Origin of the sequence: Benzoatithermus flavus, assembly GCF_037908215.1 — a bacterium.
Taxonomy (GTDB): domain Bacteria; phylum Pseudomonadota; class Alphaproteobacteria; order Geminicoccales; family Geminicoccaceae; genus Benzoatithermus; species Benzoatithermus flavus.
On the sequence record NZ_JBBLZC010000015.1, the window covers coordinates 93,998 to 109,837 of the forward strand.

Here is a 15,840-nt window from a genome sequence, read left to right on the forward strand (position 1 = left end):
CCGCCCGCCCCCGCCGGGCGGGGGTGTCCTCCCCCCGGCTTTTTTCTGTGGCGGCGGCCCGCCCGGGGCCGGCCCCCCGCCACGGCGTCAGGACGAACCCTCGCTCAGATCGTGCGATTGGCCTGCCCGCGGCCGACCTCGAGCAGGCGGGTGGCCAGGCTGCCGGTCAGGTCGAGCTGACGCGACAGGCCGTCGGCGAGCCGCGACAAGGTCTCCTGGACGAAGGCGCTCTGGATCTCGATCGCCTCGCGCCAGTCGCGCACGGCGACGAGGCGCTGCAGGGTCTCGGCATTGTGCCGGAGCTGCTGGTTGGTGAGCTCGAGCCACAGGCGCGCCAGATCGCTCTCGATCCGGAGCGCCGTGTCCGCGGCCTCGGACGAGCCGGCCAGCATCCGCCGGCCGGCGTCACCGATCCGCTCCGCAGCATCTCTCGCCACATCCGTCGTCCGACTGGTCGCCTCCTTGGCGAGGTTCGCAGTCCTATCGGCTGCCTCCTTCGCGGCATCGGTCGCCCGGTTGGCCTCGTTGCGCTCGGCATCACGGTTGGCAATCTGCGCCATCGACTTCCCTCTCTCGCTGCTTGTCGGTCCGATCGTCGGCGCACGTGGCGCCTTCGTGACGCACTGCGAAAAGTCTCGCACCGCGAATGGTTCCGAGCTTGCCGAAATTTCGTGAGATCCTCGTGACGATCTTCATTCCTGAAAAGGGAGTCCCCGTCGGTCAGGCATGTCGAAGATCATGCTGCAACGCGGTGGAACGATCGGCCCGGCGAGTGGTTCTCCCCCTGCACATCCAACAGGGCGGGAAAAAGGCAGATGGCCACGCCGACCCGGAACGATGAGACGACTATCCCAGTAGTCGAAGAACGGGCAGTCATCCGCAAGCGCAAGCGGATCACCGGCGCCGTACGTATTAGGATTGTTAACTCAGAACACGAGCAGGTGATCGAGGAGCCCGTCGCCAGCGAGGAGGTCGAGGTCGAGCGGGTTCCGGTCGATGCGTGGGTGGAGACCGCAGCCCCGATCCGTCAGGAGGGAGATACCACGATCATACCGATCCACGAGGAGGTGGTCGTGGCCGAGAAGCGCCTGAAGCTGGTCGAGGAGATCCGCGTCACCCGCCGCCACTCGAACCGGCTCGCCACGGAACGCGTGCGCCTGCGCCGCGAGGAGCCTGTCGTCGAACGCCTCGACGCCGAAGACGACGCCCCGGCCTGAGACGGCCGCACAGACCCCTTATTCCAAACTCGGGAGATCGACATCATGACGACAACCGTGATCGGCGTTTTCGACGACGATATCGTGCGCAAGGTGACCAGCGAGCTGCGTGATGCAGGCTTTCAGGATCGCGAGATCGAGCTTCTCGACGCCGAGGGCGAAGCGCTCGTCGCCGCGATCGTCGGCCGCGGCTTCGCCGAGGACGATGCGCGCTCTTATGCCGAAGCGGCCGGGCGCGGCAAGCAGCTGCTCGCGGCCTATGCGCCCGAGGTCCGCATCCAGCAGGCCGTGGCGATCATGGAGCGCTACGAAGCCGAGGAAGGCGCCTCCGACGGGCAGCGCCGGAAGCGCGAACAGGCCGAGAGCGTGCCCGTGGCCGAGGAGGAGCTCGCGGTCGGCAAGCACAAGGTGCTGCGCGGCGGCGTGCGCGTGACGAGCCGGGTGGAAGAGCAACCCGTCGAGGAGACCGTCACCTTACGCGAGGAGCACGTCACGGCCGAGCGCCGGTCCGCGGACCGGGAACTGAGCGAGGACGAGGCCGAAGCGGCGTTCCAGGACAAGGTCGTGGAGATGACCGAAACGGCCGAGGAGCTCGCGGTCGGGAAAGAGGCGCGCGTGGTCGAGGAGATAACGCTCCGCAGGGAGGCCGAGGAGCGCGAGCGCACGGTGAAGGACAAGGTCCGCCGCACCGAGGTCGAGGTCGAGAAGATCGAGCCGCAGGCGAGGAAGCGCCGCTGAGGTCCGGGTTTCGGCAGGGCGGGCCCGATGCTCGGGCCCGCCCTATGGACGGAGTCCGGCCATCGCCCGGAGCGCATCCTCCAGGATCACCGCGGCCGCGTAGTGGTCGATCGGCTGGCCCTTCCTGGGTCGCGGCAGTCGGCCCTCTTCGATCGCGTCCTCGACGGCAAACGTCGTGAGCCGCTCGTCCTGCAGGAGCAGCGGGAGGTTCAGCGCCGCCACGAACCGTCTGGCCTCGCGGCGTGCGGCCTCGGCCATCGGCCCCTCGCTGCCGTCCATGTTGAGCGGCAGGCCGAGAACGAGGCCTACGACCTGCCGCTCGCGGATGACCTGACGCAAGCGCTCGATGTCCCTGGCCCGGTCCGCTCGCTCGAACGTCCGCAGCGGTGTGACCAGCCGGCGCTCCGGATCGGTCCCGGCGAGCCCGATCCGGCGCTTGGAGAGATCGAGCGCCAAGAGGGAGCCCCTGGTCGGCAGGGCGGCGAGGAAGTCCCCGAGATTGTCACACAAGGTCAAGGCGTGTAGCTTCCGCGGCGCTTCCATGACCGGCGAGGAGCTGCCGGATCTTCCACGGGGATTGTTGCCCATGTCGCTCGACAAGGCCACGGTGGCGCGCATCGCGACGCTGGCGCGGATCGAGGTGCCGGAGGCCCACCAGGAACGGCTCGCCGGCGAGCTGTCCAAGATTCTCGACTGGATCGAGCAGCTGGGCGAGGTGAACACCGACGGCGTGGAGCCGCTGCGCGCGGTGATGCCGATCAAGGCGCACTGGCGCGAGGACGTCGTCACCGACGGCAACCGTCCGGACGACATCCTCAGGAACGCACCCAAGTCCCATGACGGCTACTTCGTCGTGCCCAAGGTGGTCGAATGACGGACCTCACCCATCTCACCCTCAAGGCCGCCCGCGACGGGCTCGAGGCCAGGTCGTTCTCCGCACGCGAGCTCGCGCAGGCGCATCTCGCCGCCATGGAGCGCCATCGGGCGCTCAACGCCTTCATCACCGAGACGCCGGAGCAGGCGCTGCGCATGGCGGAAGCCGCGGATGCCAGGCTCGCGCGGGGCGAAGCCGGGCTGCTCGAAGGCATCCCGCTCGCGATCAAGGATCTCTTCTGCACGAAGGGCATCCTCACCACCGCCGCCTCGCACATCCTGGACGGGTTCATTCCGCCCTACGAGTCGACGGTGACGCGGAAGCTCTGGGAGGCGGGTGCCGTCTGCCTCGGCAAGACCAACCTCGACGAGTTCGCCATGGGCTCGTCCAACATGACCTCCTATTACGGCGGCGTGCGCAATCCCTGGACGCGCAAGAGCGACAACAGCGACCTCGTCCCCGGCGGCAGCTCCGGCGGTTCGGCCGCGGCCGTGGCCGCACGGCTGTGCTCAGGCGCCACCGGCACGGACACCGGCGGCTCGATCCGTCAGCCGGCCGCATTCTGCGGCATCGTCGGCATCAAGCCGACCTACGGCCGCTGCTCGCGCTGGGGCACGGTCGCGTTCGCGAGTTCGCTCGACCAGGCGGGCCCGATGGCACGCACCGTCGAGGACTGCGCACTCCTGCTCCAGGCCATGTCGGGCTACGATCCCCTGGACAGCACGAGCGCCGACATGGAAGTGCCGGACTGGGCGGGCACGCTCACGGGCGACGTCCGGGGCTTACGCATCGGCATTCCCAAGGAGTACGCGATCCCCGGCATGCCGGCCGAGATCGAGCGCGTGTGGCGCGAGGGTGCCGACTGGCTGGAGCGCCAGGGTGCCGAGATCGTCGAGGTCTCGCTGCCGCACACGAAGTACGCGCTTCCTACCTATTACATCATCGCTCCGGCCGAGGCCTCCTCGAACCTCGCCCGCTACGACGGGATGCGCTACGGGCTTCGGGTCGAGGGGAAGAACCTCGTCGAGACCTACATGAAGACGCGTGCCGCCGGCTTCGGCGCCGAGGTGCAGCGCCGGATCATGATCGGCACCTACGTGCTCTCGGCAGGCTACTACGACGCCTACTATCTGAAGGCGCAGAAGGTGCGGCGCCGGATCGTCGAGGACTTCGATGCGGCCTTCGAGCGCTGCGATGCGCTCCTGACCCCCACCGCCCCTTCCGCCGCGTTCCGCGCCGGCGAGAAGATGGACGATCCGGTCGCCATGTACCTCAACGACGTGTTCACGGTGACGGTCAACCTCGCGGGCCTGCCCGGCCTCTCGGTCCCGGTCGGACTCGACGCCAGCGGTCTGCCACTCGGCCTTCAGGTCATCGGCCGCGCCTGGGACGAGGCCACGGTGTTCCGCGTCGGCAAGGCGATCGAGGACGCGGCCGGGTTCACGACCCTGCCCTATGGGCTGGAGGAGACGGCGTAAGGTGTCAGGCGGCGTCCTCGAGCTCGACCACGACGCGCTTGCCGAGCGCGGCGAGCGCCCGGCGGATCAGCTCGGGCCGGGCGATGAGGCGCCGGGCGAGCTCGCCCCCCGTGGCACCCTGCTCGTGCAGGGCGTGCCAGAGCGCCGCCTCCAGGGCAAGGCCGGCCTCCGGCTCGACCGGCGCCCGGTTGCCAGGCGGGCCGGGCGCCGGGATCGGCAGCCGCCGCCCGATGGAACAGGCGAGCAACTCCTCGCGGTAGTCGCGGGCGTTCGCCATCGCCTCGGGGACGTCCTCATCGTCAGTGACGGCGTTGTTCCAGTCCGGGAAAGTGACGAGCCAGATGCCGCCATCCTCCTCGGTCATTCGCTCGAGCTCGATCGGGTAGGCGAAGCGCATCCGTGGCCACTCCGGATTTTCGCATCACAGACAGCACTGCTTCCGCCGTCGTTCACGGCATAGTCGAAAACCGGGAAGCTCTTGCAATGCCCTACACCATCGAAGGCAACACCGGCACCTGGGAGGTCGTCTGCGGTCTCGAGGTGCACGCGCAGGTCACGAGCAACGCCAAGCTGTTCAGCGGGGCCGCGACCGCGTTCGGTGCCGCGCCCAACACGCAGGTCTCGCCGGTCGATGCCGGCATGCCGGGCATGCTGCCGGTGGTGAACGGGTTCTGCATCGAGCAGGCGGTGAGGACCGGCCTCGGCCTCAAGGCCAAGATCAACAAGCTCTCGGTGTTCGAGCGGAAGAACTATTTCTACCCGGATCTTCCCAACGGCTATCAGATCAGCCAGTACCAGCATCCGATCGTGGGCAAGGGCAAGCTCACGATCGATCTTCCCGACGGCAGCACCAAGGACATCGGCATCACCCGCCTCCATCTCGAGATGGACGCCGGCAAGTCGCTGCACGAGAGCCATGCCGATGCCAGCCTCATCGACCTCAACCGCTCGGGCGTGGCACTCATGGAGATCGTCTCCGAGCCCGACATCCGCTCGCCCGAGGAGGCGATGCTCTACATGAAGAAGCTGCGCTCGATCCTGCGCTATCTCGGGACGTGCGACGGCAACATGGAGGAAGGCAGCCTGCGCTGCGACGCCAACGTCTCCGTGCGTCGGGTGGGCGACCGGACGTTCGGCACGCGCTGCGAGATCAAGAACGTCAACTCGATGCGCTTCGTCGGCCGCGCCATCGAGTACGAGGCGCGCCGTCAGATCGAGATCCTGGAATCGGGCGGCGAGATCGTGCAGGAGACGCGCCTGTTCGATTCCGCGAAGGGCGAGACGCGCTCGATGCGCTCGAAGGAAGAAGCGCACGACTATCGCTACTTCCCCGATCCCGACCTTCTCCCGATCGAGCTCGACGACGCGTTCATCGAGAGGATCGCGCAGGATCTCCCCGAGCTCCCCGACGAGAAGAAGGCCCGCTTCATCGAGGAATACGGGCTTCCGGCTTATGATGCCGGTGTCCTCGTCGCCGAGGCCGCGACCGCGCGCTACTTCGAGGAGGTGGCGAAGGGACGCGACGCCAAGCAGGCCGCGAACTGGGTCATCAACGAGCTGTTCGGTCTCCTCGCCAAGGCCGGCAAGGAGATCGAGGAAAGCCCGGTCAGCGCCTCGAGCCTCGGCAAGCTGCTCGACCTCCTGAAGACCGACGTGATCAGCGGCCGGATCGCCAAGGACGTGTTCGCGATCATGTTCGAGACCGGCGGCGATCCCGAGGCAATCGTCGAGGAGCGCGGCCTGAAGCAGGTGACCGACACGAGCGCCATCGAGGCCATCGTGGAGCAGCTCATCGCCGACAACCCGAACCAGGTCGCGACCGTGCAGAAGAACCCCAAGGTCGCGGGCTGGTTCACGGGCCAGGTGATGAAGGCCACGGGCGGCAAGGCCAACCCGGGCATCGTCAACCAGATCGTGGCGAAGAAGCTGGGCCTCGGCTGAGCCGGCGGATGCTCGAGATCTACGTCGACGGCGACGCCTGCCCGGTGAAGGACGAGGTCTACCGCGTCGCCGGCCGCTACGGCCTCCAGGTGAAGGTGGTCGCGAACGGCTGGCTGCGCGTGCCGGAATCGCCGCTGATCGAGCGGGTCACGGTGAGCGGCGGGCTGGACCGCGCCGACGACTGGATCGTCGAGCACGTCGGCCCCGGCGACATCGCGATCACCGCCGACGTGCCGCTCGCGAGCCGCTGCATCAAGCAGGGTGCCCGCGTCATCGCCCCCACCGGCCGCGCCTTCACCGAGGCCTCGATCGGCAACGACCTCGCCACCCGCAACCTGATGACCGAGCTGCGCGACACCGGCCAGATCCGCGGTGGCGGCCGCCCGTTCACCAAGGAGGACCGCTCGCGCTTCCTCCAGACCCTCGATGCCGCCGTCCAGGCGATCCGTCGGACCGGACGCTGACGATGCCCGTCCGGTTCCGCCCGCCTCGCGCCGGAAGGGAACCGATGCGGCCTGCCGTCTTCTTCTTGCCCGAACGGGTTGCCCGTCCCGATCGGACCTGACATGGTCGAGCATTGGCTCTCAAGGACCAAGGCATGGACGACGCCGAGCCGATCCTTCTGCACGAGCCCGATTTCATGCTGGCCGTCCTGCGGGCGGCGCGCGAAGGGCCGGCACGGCTCGACGATGCCGTCGCACGCTTGCGCGCGCACCTTGCCGCTGCGGGCGAGCCACTCGCCCTCGCCCCCGAGGAGCTGACGCGCCGGTTCGAGGAGGCCGCCCGACTCCTCGAGGGCGCCTGCGCCATCGTGCCCGCGGACGACGGCCGCTACCGTCTCACCCCGCGTGGCGTCCGGCTCCTGGCCGAGCACCCGGACGGGATCGATCAGTCGGTGCTCCGCACCTTCCCGGAGTTCCGCGCCTTCATGGCTACGACGAGCCGCCCCGGCCCCGAGGACGATCCGCGCCTGCCCGCTTTCCACGCCGGCATGCAGGCATTCGCCGAGCGGCGCGCGCTCAGCGACAATCCTTTCGCTTCCGACACGCCCGACCACCTCGCCTGGGAGTGCGGCTGGTCGGAAGCGCGCGACGAGGCGCTCAGGCGCTGAGGCCGCGGGTCACCGATCGATCCGCCGCGGCGCTCTCCCGGATCTCGATCTCGTGCGTGATCTCGGCGGTCTTCGCGAGCATGATCGAGGCCGAGCAGTATTTCTCGGCCGAGAGCGTCACCGCCCGCTCGACCGCGGCACGGGGCAGACTCCGCCCGGTCACGACGAACCGCATCCTGATCCTCGTGAACACCCTGGGCGGCTCCGCCGCCCGCTCCGCCTCGAGCCGCACCTCGCAGTCCTCGACCGCGTGCCGCCCCTTCTTCAGGATCTCGACCACGTCGAACGCCGTGCAGCCGCCCGTGCCGATCAGAACGAGTTCCATCGGGCTCGGCCCCAGATTGCGCCCGCCGGCCTCTGCCGGCCCGTCGATGACGAGCCCGTGCCCGCTGCCGCTCTCGCCGACGAAGGTCCGCCCCTCGACCCACTTGATCCGCGCCCGCATCGCTCCTCGCTCCTCCGGCTTCCGGCCGCCGTTCCTACCCCTTCCCGGCGTCGTGGACCAGGGTTCCAGGCGGCCGGTGCGCTGGAGCCGATGTGATCCTTGCGCTATGCCTGCCGTCCCGAGCGCCCCGTCCTGGAACAACGGTCATGGCCGAGCCTCTCCGCCTCCTCACCGAGGAGATGCCGACCCCGATCGGCGATCTCGTCGTCGTCTCGGACGAGGCCGGGCACTTGCGGGCGGTCGACTGGGTCGAAGACATGGCCGGCATGGAGCGGCTCCTGTCCCGGCATTACGGTGCCGGCGGCTTCGTCCTGCGGCCGGCACCGGGTCGCACCGCGCACCGCGAAGCACTCGAAGCCTATTTCGCCGGCGATCTGCACGCGATCGACGATCTGCCGACGGCCACGGGCGGCAGCCCTTTCCAGCGCCAGGTCTGGCAGGCGCTGCGGCGGATCCCGTGCGGCGAGACGATCTCCTACGCCACGCTCGCCCGCCGCATCGGCCGCCCCGCCGCCGTGCGCGCCGTGGGCCTCGCCAACGGCGCCAATCCGATCGCCATCGTGGTGCCCTGCCATCGCGTCATCGGCGCCGACGGCTCGCTCACCGGCTATGGCGGCGGCCTGCCTCGCAAGCGCTGGCTCCTCGCGCACGAAAGCTGGAGGGGAACTGCCCCCGAGCTTCCGCTCGGGGACTGACTTCATCGCCTCCGGGCGATCCCGGCCGATCCTTGCACCCCGGCAGCCGCATACTGCCCTGCCCGAGCAGGGAAACGCCCGGCACGGCGCCTCAAGCCCACTGCTCGGCACGAAGCCGCCGGTGCACGCGCCAGACGCCGCGCACCAACAGCCGTATCGCGAGGCCGGTGGCGGCAGCGGCCAGTGCTGCCGTCACCAGGACGTGGCGATCGAGCCAGGCAGCACCGTCCAGAACAGCGCCCGTGCTCGACACCGCTACGAGCGCGCCGGCAACGGCTCCTGCCAGGCTCAGCAGCTCGGCGGTCCGGCGGTAGCGCTGTCGGACCCGCCAGATCGTGCGCACGCGACGTTCCATCGATCGCCTTCCTCCCTATCTATGGCTGATGGGCAGGGTCGATGCCTGCCCTCTCGGTGAACGATCCTCTGCCAGCGTCGCGCGCCCGCTGGGCACGACCGGCGGGGGTGTCGGATGTCGCCACGTAGCGCGCCGGGCCGGTCGTGCCGTCACTCGGCACCAGCACGACGGCCTGTGCGATCCACACCCGGCCCGACGAGACGCAGGCGCCATCGAGACTGCTCCCGTATAGCGTTCCCGGCCGGAGCGAGCCGATGTTTCGATCGGCATGCGCGCCGTATTGCCAAGATGCCGTTCACCGGCTGCCCGGTTGCAAGGGGCATGCCATCCTCGGTTGCGAGGATCCCGGGATCGTATGCCCGAGGATCCAGCAAGGCGGTGCAGAATGCGATGCAGAATCGAAGGATCGTTCCAGCGGCAACCGGGGATTCCCGTGCGAGCCAGCAAGGGGGAGCCGGGCATGAGGGCACCCTCCGGGCTGCGGTGATCGCAGGACGGGCGAGGCACAGCCTCTTGCGTCTCATCGTCATCAGGAATGCGAGCATGGTCGGGGCGAGGCGTCGCAAGGGTCTGTGCGGGGCCCGATGCTCTCGCTCGTCGCCGCCTGCAGCTCGCCCCCTGAGCCGAAGATACTCCGGGGCAGCCTCCGGCGGATCCGATCCGCTAATGGAGCGCGAAAAAGCGCAACAGGTGCTCCAGCGTCTCCGCAGGCCGCTCCTCGGCGAGGAAGTGGCCACAAGGAAGCGCCGTGCCCTCGACCGGGCCGCTCGCCTTCTCGCGCCAGGTGGCGAGCACGTCGAAGTGCCGGTGCATCAGTCCCTGCTCACCCCAGAGCACGAGAAGCGGACAGGCGATCTTCCGGTCGAGGTCCGCCTCGTCGTGGGCGAGGTCCACGGTCGCAGCGGCGCGATAGTCCTCGCACGTGGCGTGGATGGTGGCGGGATCGGAGAAACAGCGCTCGTACTCGGCCAGCGCCTCGGGCACCACCCAGCGCATGTCCCGGCTGCCGGACCAGCGGGCGAGATTCTCTCGCAGATAGAACGATGGATCAGCGCCGATCAACCGCTCCGGCAGTGGCTCGGGCTGGATCAGGAAGAACCAGTGATAGTAGCCGGTGGCGATCGCCTGGTCGGTCGCCCGGAAGAGTGTCCGCGTCGGGACGATGTCGAGCACGGCGGCGCGCGTCACCCGCTCGGGATGGTCGAGACACATCCGGTGCACGACCCGCCCGCCCCGGTCGTGCCCGGCCGCCATGAAGCGTCCGAAGCCCAAAGCCGCCATGACCTCGACCATGTCCATGGCGCTCGTGCGCTTGGCATAGGTCGCGTGCGCGGCGTCCGAAGGCGGCTTCCCGCTGTCGCCGTAGCCGCGCAGGTCCGGGCAGACCACGGTGAAGCGCTCGGCCAGGGCCGGCGCGATCGCGTGCCACATGGCGTGGGTCTGCGGGTAGCCGTGCAGGAGCAGCAGCGGCTCGCCTTCGCCTTTCGTGCACAGGAAGATCTCCGTGCCGCTCGCCGCGATCCGGTGCGTCGCGAAGCCCTCGAACACCTGCCGGCCCTCCCTGTCGTCGGTCCCCAGCGCACAGTCTCGGCCATGCCCGACCCGAGGTCCAGCCTCGCGCGCCCACGCCGTCGCCCGCCGCCTGCTCGCGTCCGGCCGGCCGTCGAGGAGCGACATACTGTTGCATTTTCGTCGAGCCATCGTGCCGAACTGCCACGCCTGCGGCATGAGGGTGCGGAAGCGCTGGCAATGCTGCGTTGCAAAATTAGCTGTTCTGCTACAACGCGCCTGCAACATATAGACTGGTGTGTCTAGCGGCGCTCGCAGCCGCCGACCGCTCCGGCCGGCAGGATGTGGATGCGAGCGCCTCACTCGGGCCTGATACGACCATGACGACGCTTGTGAATCCCTACCGGGTGCTCGGCGCCTCGGCGGCGACGCACGCCACGCCCGCTACCGGCGGCATCGTGGGCCGGCTCCTGCACCGCATCGGCCAGTGGTTCGCCGAGCAGCGGCGCTATCAGGAGACGCTCTCCGAGCTCGCTTCCCTCACCGACCGCGAGCTCGAGGACATCGGCCTGACCCGCGGCGACATCGAGTTCGTCGCCCGCCGCTGCGCCCGCAGCGCCTGAGGCACTCGATGCGCCTCTCCCGGCGATGACCGGCTGCAACCGGCGGCCGGTCATCGCGGCAGGCGCTCCTCGGCTTCTCTCTTCTCACCGAGCCGACCCCAGCGCTTTGGCGACCGGTGATCCTTCCTCCTCCCTTCCTTCTCTGCCCGATCGAGCCGCTGCGACGATCGATCTCAGGCCGGCCGTCGATGCGGCCGAACGCCTGCAGATCCGGCACGATCGTGCCTTCCGGCCGCGCATGGCGACCATGCTCCCCTGGTTGACAGTTAACGCGATTGCAACCTAAGGGAGACTACAAGTCTCTCGTTCAACCGAACGCGACCGTGCGGCCGTGGCGCTCTGCAGGAGAGCCGGCGAGCAGTCGATCCGCGGGGACTGGAAACGGCCGGAAAGGCTGCGTGCTGCCCGCACAGCCCTTCGCACCCGATCCTCCTGCGGCCCGGTGTCGGTGCGTCGGTCCGGCGGAGGAGCCCAGCGCCATGTCGGAAGCCCAGATTCACTCGCTGCCTGCCCGGCTGCTCGCCTGGTGCGGCATCGGCAACGGCCTGCGCCGCGCGTCCGGGCACTGCGGACCACCCGCACCTCCAGCGACTCTCGGACGCGCGAGCCTGGCGCCGCTCAAGGGCTGGCGGGAGATCGCGCGCGGGCTCGAGGGGCCCGTCGTGCCGCCGGCCGCGTTCCGGCGCATCTCCGGCCTGCTCCGCGTGCTCCGGCCCGATGCCGTCGAGCGGGGGCGTCTGGCCCTGCTCCTGGATCTCGTGGGCGCTGGCCGGCCGCTCGAGCAGCTCGCGGACATGCTGCCCGAGATCGCCGAATGGCGCCTCCTGCTCGCCCGCAACCTGAACGAGGCCGAGGATCTCGGCCTCGTCATGGTCGCCTCGAGCCGGGTGCGGCTGAGCCGCGCCGGGCGGGAGAGGCTCGCGGCGCTCGAGGCCGAAGGCTTCTCGCGCGAGGCCTGGCTGTTCATCGAGCGCTGCCTGCGCGAGCGGCCCGAAGCGATCTGCTCCTCCTGCGCCGCCCCGAACCGGATCCACTGGTACTGGGACGAGTTCGACTGCCGGCGCTGTGGCCGCCGCAACGCCACCGCGACGGGCTCGGTCGTCGCCCCGCCCCGGCACCGGCCGGAGCCACACGCGGGCTGAGCCACGGGTCCGCGCACCGAGGCTTGCCAGCGCCGGCCACCCTGTCTAGGCGTGCCTTCCGTTCGACTGCCGGAGGACGTCATGGACCTGGAGCAGTTCCGTCGTGAGGCGCATCGTCTCGTCGACTGGATGGCGGACTATCTCGCCACCATCGAGCATCGCCCTGTGCGCGCCCAGGTGCAGCCGGGCGAGGTCGTGGCGCAGCTTCCGGGCGAGGCACCGGTCGGAGCCGAGCCGTTCGACGCGATCATGGCCGACTTCGAGCGGATCGTGCTGCCCGGCATCACCCACTGGCAGCATCCGCGCTTCATGGCCTACTTCCCGGCCAACGCCAGCCCGCCTTCGGTCCTGGCCGAGATGCTGACCGCGACCATCGCGGCCCAGTGCATGCTGTGGCAGACCTCGCCCGCGGCGACCGAGCTCGAGAGCCGCGTGCTCGACTGGGTGCGCCGGCTCATCGGCCTGCCCGAGGGCTTCGCCGGCGTCATCCAGGACAGCGCCTCCTCGGCCACGCTCTGCGCCGTGCTCGTCGCGCGCGAGCGGGCCACGGGCTGGCAGGCCGATCGGGCCGGGCTGCGCACCGTCCCGCCGCTCGCCGTCTACGCCTCGGAGCAGGCGCACTCCTCGGTCGAGAAGGCGGTCCGGATCGCGGGCCTCGGCCGCGAGGGCCTGCGCCTCGTTCCGACCGATGCCGCCTTCGCCATGCGCCCCGACGCGCTCGAGGCCGCGATCCGCGCCGACCGGGCGGCCGGAATCGTGCCGGCCTGCGTGGTGGCCTCGCTCGGCACCACCGGGGTCGGCGCCTGCGATCCGCTCGCCGCCGTCGGCACCATCTGCCGCGAGCAGGGGGTCTATCTCCATGTCGACGCCGCCTGGGCCGGCAGCGCTCTCCTGTGCCCGGAGCAGCACTGGATGATCGAAGGAATCGAGAACGTCGACAGCTTCGTGTTCAACCCGCACAAATGGCTGTTCACGAACTTCGACTGCTCGGCCCATTTCGTGCGCGATCCCGAAGCGCTCGTGCGCACGCTCACCGTCATGCCGTCCTATCTCGTCGGCCGCGAGACCGGGCAGGTGATCGACTACCGCGACTGGGGCATCCCGCTCGGCCGCCGCTTCCGGGCGCTCAAGCTCTGGTTCGTGCTCAGGAGCTACGGCGTCGAGCGGCTGCAGGCCATGCTGCGCCGGCACATGGCATGGGCGAAGGAGCTCGCGGACTGGATCGCGGCCGACCCCGACTTCGAGCTGGTCACCGGCCCCAACCTGGCGCTGCTCTCCTTCCGCTGGCAGCCGCACGGCATCGAGAACGAGGCCGTGCTGGACGGCTTGAACGAGCGGCTCCTGCACGCGATCAACGACGACGGCCGCCTCTACCTGACCCAGAACCGGCTCAAGGGTCGCTACACCATCCGTGTATCGGTGGGCGGCACCTGGACCGAGCGGCGGCACGTCGAGGAAGCGTGGGCATTGATCCGCGAGATCGCGGCACGGCTGCGGCCGTAGGGTGGCGGCAGCCAGGATGGTCGGGTGAAGGGGCTCAAGCCGCACCACGCCGGCCATGCCGCCAGCACAAAATGTGTTAATGGTTGATATAACTAGCTTTCTCGAAATCGTTCGTGCAATTTTCGTTTGCAAGGTCACGAGTTCCCGCCTTGCAGCCATCCTGGGGCGACTCGGAATATTATCCTAGGATACGTTTGCGCACAAGACGGACCCGCCCGTGATGCGGCGCGTGCAGCCTCGCGGACATACCACCCCGCCCGCGCCGCATCCGGCAGGTGCACCAGGGCAAGGCGTCCTGAGGGCGGCTGGCCATGAAGCCGTCCCACCTGTGCCATGAAGCAGATCCACCTATAGTGTAGCTCTGGGCCGCTCACATCGGGCAGTTAGGGTCGAGGCGCATGGCGTGGTCCGCCACCTTGGCGTCCTTTGTCGAAGCTGCTGGCCCAGCCGGGGCAGAGGATGAGCACGTCGGCTGAGTTGGGGTCGAGGCGGGGCGCCTCGGCATCCATGGGATCGAGCTGCTGTTCCATCCGAACGCATGAACGTCCGTGCAAAGGTAGCAGGCAAGATAGCCGATAGAGATAGGATCGAAGGCCCGGCGGCAGCGAGTACACGCTAGCCGTCTGGGTCCGTCTTGCAGCCCTCGCCGAAGCTGGCCGCGAGCACCGGCCTGGCCTGATCTGTTGCTGCGGCACGATCCGGGTCGGTGTAGGAGCCGGAGACCGACCCAGCCGGGTCCGACGGCAGCCCGCCCCGGCCCATCGCGGTGAAGCTGCTGGCCGTGGCCGTCCGCCGTGCCGCGCAGCTCGCCCGCAGCAGGTTGTCGGCATTCAGGAACACGCCCTGCGGCACCACCAGTTGCGAGCCGACCTCGTTCTCGAGACCGGTCACCGTTACCCCCGAGCTTGCCGCTACGGAGCTGTTGGACGAGATCACGGTCGTGCCGCCGAACAGCTCTACTAAGCCGCTGGTCGTGAGCGGCACGCCGGTGCCGGTGAGCGCGGTCACCTCACTGTCGTTGACCGCGATCAGCGGGGCTCGCAGCGTGATCACGCTCCTACCGGTCTCGGGCACGGCGCCGCTCGCCGTTACTTCCGCGTCCCTGAGTTCGATCAGCTCCGAGGCACTGACCGCGATCGCGCCACCCTGGCTGCTGGCCCCCACCGTACGGATGCTCGCATCCGCCACCTCCAGGATGTCGGCCGTGAGCTGCACGTCGCCGGCAGGGCCGGTGCCGGTGCCGGAGGAGCCGATCAGGCCGCCGTCGCGCACCACCACGCGTGGCGCATGCACGTCAACATTGCCCGCCGCACCGCTGGTGTCGCTGTCCGTCTCAACCTTGCCACCATCGACGGTGATGATACGGCCGGCGGTAACCATCACCCGGCCTGCATCACCCCGCCCGAAGGCGCCACTGCGGATCGTGCCGTGCTCGCCGCGCACCATAAGGTCCTGCGCCGTGACCGACACCGTGCCGGCGTCACCCGTCCCGATGAAGCCGCCGGAAGTCCCCACGTCGCTCGTGATGCCGGTGGTGAAATCCGAGCCGTCGCCGTCGATGATGAGCTGCCGCGCATCCACCGTGACCTCGCCCGCGTCACCCGGCCCGAAGGTGCTGGTGGCGATCGTACCCCCGCCACGAAGCTCGAGGAGGCCGGCGGTGACCGTGACGGCTCCTGCCCGGCCGCCCGTGGAGCCGGCGTTGGCTTGGCTGCCGATGCCGGCGAATGAAGGCGAATTGGGGCCATCGATGGTTAGCTGTCGCGCGTTTACCGTGACCTCGCCTGCGTTTCCCTTGCCAAAGGTGCCACTGCTGATCTCGCCGCCACCGCGAAGCTCGAGGACGTCGGCATGGATCGTCACCATTCCCGCGTCACCAGCGCCCATGGATTTATTGTAGGTATTGGCGGCAATCCCGGTAAATATTGCAGGATAATGGCTGCCATCAATGATCAGTCGGGAAGCATCTGAAACTGTTATATTGCCTGCATTCCCAGATCCTATTGTTTCGCTTCTGATAAGTCCGCCATCATAGATTTCAATAATATTAGCCTGAATCATGACATGACCAGAACTTCCAGCAACAGATTCTGCATCGTTAAGTATTCCAGTATAAGAATTGTTATTTCCATCCTGATTAGCCTTCAAAGTCATCCGGCCATGGGCTAGGATTGCCGCGGTTTCCAGGGCTGCGGGAGGCACAGGTATG

The 15,840-nt window shown here is 68.8% G+C and carries 18 protein-coding genes; 11 read left to right on the plus strand and 7 right to left on the minus strand.

Annotated elements, in window-relative coordinates; all coding sequences use genetic code 11:
- Positions 1–104 precede the first annotated feature (104 nt).
- On the minus strand, positions 105–560 hold the full coding sequence (locus tag U1T56_RS15480; RefSeq protein ID WP_418160390.1) for a phasin family protein: 456 nt from the start codon (positions 558–560) through the stop codon (positions 105–107).
- A gap of 255 nt (positions 561–815) precedes the next feature.
- Here U1T56_RS15480 and U1T56_RS15485 point away from each other — a divergent pair, with 255 nt between their 5' ends.
- Both U1T56_RS15485 and U1T56_RS15490 read left to right on the plus strand, forming a co-directional pair.
- Positions 816–1,217: a DUF2382 domain-containing protein gene (locus tag U1T56_RS15485; protein WP_418160391.1), complete on the plus strand. Its 402-nt coding sequence runs from the start codon at positions 816–818 to the stop codon at positions 1,215–1,217.
- Between the two features lie 45 nt (positions 1,218–1,262).
- A complete protein-coding gene (locus U1T56_RS15490; RefSeq protein ID WP_418160392.1) occupies positions 1,263–1,955 on the plus strand; it encodes a YsnF/AvaK domain-containing protein in 693 nt (230 codons plus the stop codon).
- A gap of 42 nt (positions 1,956–1,997) precedes the next feature.
- On the opposite strand, the gene ruvX is transcribed toward U1T56_RS15490, so the two are convergent.
- Positions 1,998–2,471: a Holliday junction resolvase RuvX gene (gene ruvX, locus U1T56_RS15495; protein ID WP_418160393.1), complete on the minus strand. Its 474-nt coding sequence runs from the start codon at positions 2,469–2,471 to the stop codon at positions 1,998–2,000.
- A 70-nt stretch (positions 2,472–2,541) separates the two neighbouring features.
- Here ruvX and gatC point away from each other — a divergent pair, with 70 nt between their 5' ends.
- Together gatC and gatA are read left to right on the plus strand one after the other, a co-directional pair.
- A complete protein-coding gene (gene gatC / locus U1T56_RS15500) occupies positions 2,542–2,829 on the plus strand; it encodes an Asp-tRNA(Asn)/Glu-tRNA(Gln) amidotransferase subunit GatC (protein ID WP_418160394.1) in 288 nt (95 codons plus the stop codon).
- Entirely contained in the window at positions 2,826–4,307 is a 1,482-nt protein-coding gene (gene gatA / locus U1T56_RS15505) for an Asp-tRNA(Asn)/Glu-tRNA(Gln) amidotransferase subunit GatA (protein WP_418160395.1), read from the plus strand. The genes gatC and gatA overlap by 4 nt, the downstream gene beginning before the upstream one ends.
- Before the next feature lie 4 nt (positions 4,308–4,311).
- On the opposite strand, the gene U1T56_RS15510 is transcribed toward gatA, so the two are convergent.
- Positions 4,312–4,704, minus strand: a complete 393-nt coding sequence (locus tag U1T56_RS15510) for a type II toxin-antitoxin system HicB family antitoxin (RefSeq protein ID WP_418160396.1) — start codon at positions 4,702–4,704, stop codon at positions 4,312–4,314.
- An 86-nt stretch (positions 4,705–4,790) separates the two neighbouring features.
- Between U1T56_RS15510 and gatB the strand changes: the two genes are divergently transcribed.
- From gatB to U1T56_RS15525, 3 genes are all read left to right on the plus strand, one after another.
- The gene (gene gatB, locus U1T56_RS15515; RefSeq protein WP_418160397.1) at positions 4,791–6,248 is read left to right on the plus strand and encodes an Asp-tRNA(Asn)/Glu-tRNA(Gln) amidotransferase subunit GatB; all 1,458 of its coding nucleotides are present in this window, start codon (positions 4,791–4,793) and stop codon (positions 6,246–6,248) included.
- Entirely contained in the window at positions 6,245–6,712 is a 468-nt protein-coding gene (locus U1T56_RS15520) for a YaiI/YqxD family protein (protein WP_418160408.1), read from the plus strand. Before gatB ends, U1T56_RS15520 begins: the two co-directional genes overlap by 4 nt.
- 134 nt (positions 6,713–6,846) lie before the next feature.
- Positions 6,847–7,359 carry a hypothetical protein gene (locus U1T56_RS15525; protein ID WP_418160398.1) on the plus strand — a complete coding sequence of 171 codons (513 nt, stop codon included), beginning with the start codon at positions 6,847–6,849 and terminating at the stop codon, positions 7,357–7,359.
- Here U1T56_RS15525 and U1T56_RS15530 read toward each other — a convergent pair.
- Complete coding sequence (locus U1T56_RS15530) at positions 7,349–7,804, minus strand: OsmC family protein (RefSeq protein ID WP_418160399.1); 456 nt, start codon at positions 7,802–7,804, stop codon at positions 7,349–7,351. The genes U1T56_RS15525 and U1T56_RS15530 overlap by 11 nt on opposite strands.
- Positions 7,805–7,950: 146 nt before the next feature.
- On the opposite strand from U1T56_RS15530, the gene ogt reads away from it, so the two are divergent.
- A complete protein-coding gene (gene ogt / locus U1T56_RS15535; RefSeq protein ID WP_418160400.1) occupies positions 7,951–8,499 on the plus strand; it encodes a methylated-DNA--[protein]-cysteine S-methyltransferase in 549 nt (182 codons plus the stop codon).
- A gap of 91 nt (positions 8,500–8,590) precedes the next feature.
- Here ogt and U1T56_RS15540 read toward each other — a convergent pair whose 3' ends face one another.
- Together U1T56_RS15540 and U1T56_RS15545 are read right to left on the minus strand one after the other, a co-directional pair.
- Positions 8,591–8,854, minus strand: coding sequence for a hypothetical protein (locus tag U1T56_RS15540; RefSeq protein ID WP_418160401.1), 264 nt, complete (start codon positions 8,852–8,854; stop codon positions 8,591–8,593).
- A 663-nt stretch (positions 8,855–9,517) separates the two neighbouring features.
- Positions 9,518–10,402: an alpha/beta fold hydrolase gene (locus tag U1T56_RS15545; protein ID WP_418160402.1), complete on the minus strand. Its 885-nt coding sequence runs from the start codon at positions 10,400–10,402 to the stop codon at positions 9,518–9,520.
- Positions 10,403–10,743: 341 nt separating this feature from the next.
- On the opposite strand from U1T56_RS15545, the gene U1T56_RS15550 reads away from it, so the two are divergent.
- The 3 genes from U1T56_RS15550 (at position 10,744) to U1T56_RS15560 (ending at position 13,631) form a co-directional block, all read left to right on the plus strand.
- Positions 10,744–10,986: a DUF1127 domain-containing protein gene (locus U1T56_RS15550; protein ID WP_418160403.1), complete on the plus strand. Its 243-nt coding sequence runs from the start codon at positions 10,744–10,746 to the stop codon at positions 10,984–10,986.
- Between the two features lie 479 nt (positions 10,987–11,465).
- Positions 11,466–12,128, plus strand: coding sequence for a hypothetical protein (locus U1T56_RS15555; RefSeq protein ID WP_418160404.1), 663 nt, complete (start codon positions 11,466–11,468; stop codon positions 12,126–12,128).
- Between the two features lie 81 nt (positions 12,129–12,209).
- A complete protein-coding gene (locus U1T56_RS15560) occupies positions 12,210–13,631 on the plus strand; it encodes a pyridoxal phosphate-dependent decarboxylase family protein (protein ID WP_418160405.1) in 1,422 nt (473 codons plus the stop codon).
- A 615-nt stretch (positions 13,632–14,246) separates the two neighbouring features.
- On the opposite strand, the gene U1T56_RS15565 is transcribed toward U1T56_RS15560, so the two are convergent.
- On the minus strand, positions 14,247–15,840 hold a 1,594-nt coding region (locus U1T56_RS15565; RefSeq protein WP_418160406.1), incomplete at its 5' end, for a hypothetical protein.